The organism is Phocaeicola sp. ICN-14070 (genome assembly GCF_037892625.1).
GTDB lineage: Bacteria > Bacteroidota > Bacteroidia > Bacteroidales > Bacteroidaceae > Phocaeicola > Phocaeicola plebeius.
The window spans coordinates 1-3,272 of the sequence record NZ_JBBKBF010000126.1 but is presented as its reverse complement, the minus strand read 5'-3'; the positions used below and the strand labels follow the sequence as shown (position 1 = coordinate 3,272).

The window sequence follows — 3,272 nt, the reverse complement described above, 5'->3', positions numbered from 1 at the left end:
CGAATTTGTGGGTGCTGACAAGACCGGGTTTGAGAACTTCAACATGTTCGGCCATGAAGAGGATCTGCCCGTTGGCGGCGAGAAGATGTTCACGCTGGACGGGCTATGGAACGGAACGGGCGACTTCAAGCTGTCGTTTACGGGCGTGATTTACATTTCGCTGCTGGTGTTCAGCACCAACAAGGCGGATGCACTGGCCTATAAGTACCGGACGCTGTTTGAACAAAGCGACCGGCTGGTGAAGATTTCAGCGGCGGTTTTTGACAAGGACGGTGAAGCACTGAAAGAAACTGGGCTGGTGATCAAGCCGGAAGGTGCGGGGCTGTATGCCCAGGATGCCAGCGGCAAGGTGGCCCTTATCGGAGTCAGTGTGGAAGATACGGACGAATACGGCAAGCCCGTGAGCAAAATCAAGCTGACAGCCGACCATATACAGCTGGAGGGACTGGTGACAGCCAACGGCAATTTCAAGATACTGGAAGACGGGAGCATGGAATGCCGGAATGCATCTGTATATGGAAAAATATTTGTTGAGGACGGAGGAAAGGTAGGAACATTTACAGTTGAAAGGAATTGCATGCTTTGGAGTAATGGAGATGCTGAAATTCGATTGGGATATGACGGCTATTGGACCGGAGATACCTGCATCTATGCTAAGGCAAACAATTTTAGTAATGCAATCATGGGTATTGCTCCATTTGGTGGAGCAGGTATTTATGGAAGTTGTCGTGAGAAGCCTACTTATCCTGACAAATATACATTTTCAGCAGGATATTTCGATGGCGATGTGTTGGTGCATTCCGGGAATATTCTGGTGAGTGGTGGTGTGGTACAAGCTGATAAAATGCTTCCTCAAAATGGTTGGTCTGGGCGATTCAAGGGTAAAACAGTAGAAGTACAGAATGGAATTATCATTAACGTGTCATAAAAATGAATAGTTATGAAGGTGAATTTTAACAAGACGTTTAAGGATTATAGAGGGAATGACCTCATAGTCGGTGGAAAAGTCCAGCTGATGACAGATATTATAGCCCAATGCCTTTTTAATGGGGAAGGTGCTCGATCATCCGGTGATTCTAATAAGGATAGCAGCCGTAAAATCCATTCGTATGAATTGTGCATGCGTCTCATACAGGCAAACGGGGATTTATCCATCAGTGCTGAGGATGCTATACTTATAAAAGAGTCTGTAATCGGGCTAACCCCAGGATGTTATTCACAGATCGTAAAATTGATAGATGAATAGATTTATGGCAGAAATGACGCAAGAAGAAATGGTTCAGGAAGTGCTGGACCGTGTGCTCCAGTCCTCTACCGGTGTGGAGGATTTGGAAACTGTTACCTCGCTGAACGGTGTGAAATCACTGCCCGGCGAGAAGGACGGCAAGATGGTGATCGTCCCCCTGGAACTGATAGGGAAACCTGCGAGCGATGCCGCCGCCCGTGCCGAGGCTGCCGCCAAGAAAGCGGAAGGAGCCGTAGCCGGACTGGAGGAAAAGACCCAGGCCGCCACGGAAGCCGCTACCAAGGCCAACGAAGCGGCAGCCAAGGCAGAAAATGCCGCTGCCAAGGTGGAACAGACTACGGCAGCAGCCGTCGGCGGGGCTACTGTACGCTTTTCATCATGGATGGAAACAGGCAACGTTTTACCTGACAAAAGTACCAAGCCGGGCGGCAGCGTGGTGTATGTGGCCGGTGCCGGGAAATTTGCCTACCACATGGACTCCACCCTGTACGGGGACTGGGACGTGGCGGGAGTACCCCCTGCCGGCATGTTCATGAATGCGGACCGGACAGCCATCCTGCCGGACAAGCTTTACCTGCTGGGCGATGCCGTATATACCGGAACAGAAGGCCGCCTGAGACTACTTTCCTACCGGCATGAGGTGATGAGCGGGGATGCTTACGAAGCACTTCCGGACAAGGATGAGAATACGCTGTATCTGATTTATGAGGAGGATTGACGATGATAACCATAGGCGGTAAGGAAATAACGGCTGCGTATGTGGGAAAACGTGCCCTGTCGGCTGTCTATGCCGGGGCAAGGCTGGTATGGTCCGCAATCAGCAGCTGTTTCGGACTTGGATACTGGAAAGGCGACGAGCCGTGGAACGGGTCGGACGCATGGAACGGTAGCAGTAAAACTGATAAATGAATGATTATTATAAAAGGACAGTATTATGGCAAAAAGGAAAATAAGCGGAATCATCAATGCGACTGAACATCCGATGAATCTTGAAACACCATGGAACCAGAAACAGCAGGACGGCACCTATCATGCCTATGACGGGGACGATGTAGAAGCGTTTCTGAAGAAGGAACTGTCAAACCGTACCCCTACCGAGGAACTGGTGAGCGGCGAGACGAAGCCCCCTACATCCGGAACGGTGTTTGATGCAATGGTGGGTACGGTGACGGACGTGGATGTGCAGGACAGCGAGGACGGCACTCAATATGTGATGACCGTGAAGCAGAAGGATAACCAGGGCGGCGAGAGCTCGAAGGAGGTGCGCTTCTCGAAGTACACCGACGACGACAAGGTGGTGTTGTACATTGACCTGACGGACAGCGGCGGCGCGGGACTTCCCTCGCAGCAGTACCTGGCACTGGGAAGCGGTTTTGTGGTGAAATACTCTGTGGGCGTGGGTACTGCCGGTGGCGGTACGGTGGACGGCTACAGCGACCTGAAAGCCCGCGTGATTGTGAAACGCGGTTCGACCGTGATCAGTGAGTTCCAGGATGCAGAGTTTGTGGGCGTGACAGCCGGACAGGCTTATACCTTTGACGCTTCGCCCTACCTGAAGGATGCCACCGCCTATACCGTGCAGGTGGAAGCGCAGGCAACCTACCAGGGCGGCACACTGATGAAGACGGCCACGGCCAAGGTGACCATGGTGGCCATGGAGCTGGAGACCAGCTACTCGGCGGGCAACGGGCTGGCCGACGGGGGATATAAAAATGACGTGAACATCCCCTTTACTGCCAAGGGCACGAGCGGGGAGAAGAACATCTACTACCGCATCAACGGCGGGCAGGCCTTTACCCTCGGTCTTTCGGCCGGCAGCGGTGTGCAGCAGAAGAACGTGACCATCCCACTGGCTCAGATGCAGGAGGGTACGAACGTGGTGGAAGCCTACGCGCAGCATGAGAACTCCGGTGTGGTGAGCCGGGTGCATTACATTACGCTGCTGAAGGCAGGAGGCGGTGTGACAGCGTATGCCGGCCTGATGTTCAGCCACCGGGCAGCGGGGTTCCAACGCGACTGGAAACAT

The 3,272-nt window shown here is 53.0% G+C and carries 3 protein-coding genes and 2 pseudogenes; all 5 read left to right on the top strand.

Annotated features, from left to right (window positions below; all coding sequences use genetic code 11):
* A pseudogene (locus tag WKT20_RS18350) lies at window positions 1-928 on the top strand (hypothetical protein); the annotation flags it as partial.
* Window positions 929-940: 12 nt separating this feature from the next.
* Window positions 941-1,246, top strand: coding sequence for a hypothetical protein (locus WKT20_RS17750; RefSeq protein ID WP_057280917.1), 306 nt, complete (start codon window positions 941-943; stop codon window positions 1,244-1,246).
* Window positions 1,247-1,250: 4 nt separating this feature from the next.
* Window positions 1,251-1,964, top strand: coding sequence for a hypothetical protein (locus WKT20_RS17745; RefSeq protein ID WP_333490103.1), 714 nt, complete (start codon window positions 1,251-1,253; stop codon window positions 1,962-1,964).
* Between the two features lie 2 nt (window positions 1,965-1,966).
* The gene (locus WKT20_RS17740) at window positions 1,967-2,155 is read left to right on the top strand and encodes a hypothetical protein (RefSeq protein WP_007562482.1); all 189 of its coding nucleotides are present in this window, start codon (window positions 1,967-1,969) and stop codon (window positions 2,153-2,155) included.
* 25 nt (window positions 2,156-2,180) lie between these two features.
* A pseudogene (locus WKT20_RS17735) lies at window positions 2,181-3,272 on the top strand (hypothetical protein); the annotation flags it as partial.

What these genes read in the sequence shown, in the direction of transcription:
- WKT20_RS17745 (WP_333490103.1), top strand. Translation starts at nt 1,251, where the DNA reads ATGGCAGAAATGACGCAAGAAGAAATGGTTCAGGAAGTGCTGGACCGT.
- WKT20_RS17750 (WP_057280917.1), top strand. Translation starts at nt 941, where the DNA reads ATGAAGGTGAATTTTAACAAGACGTTTAAGGATTATAGAGGGAATGAC.
- WKT20_RS17740 (WP_007562482.1), top strand. Translation starts at nt 1,967, where the DNA reads ATGATAACCATAGGCGGTAAGGAAATAACGGCTGCGTATGTGGGAAAA.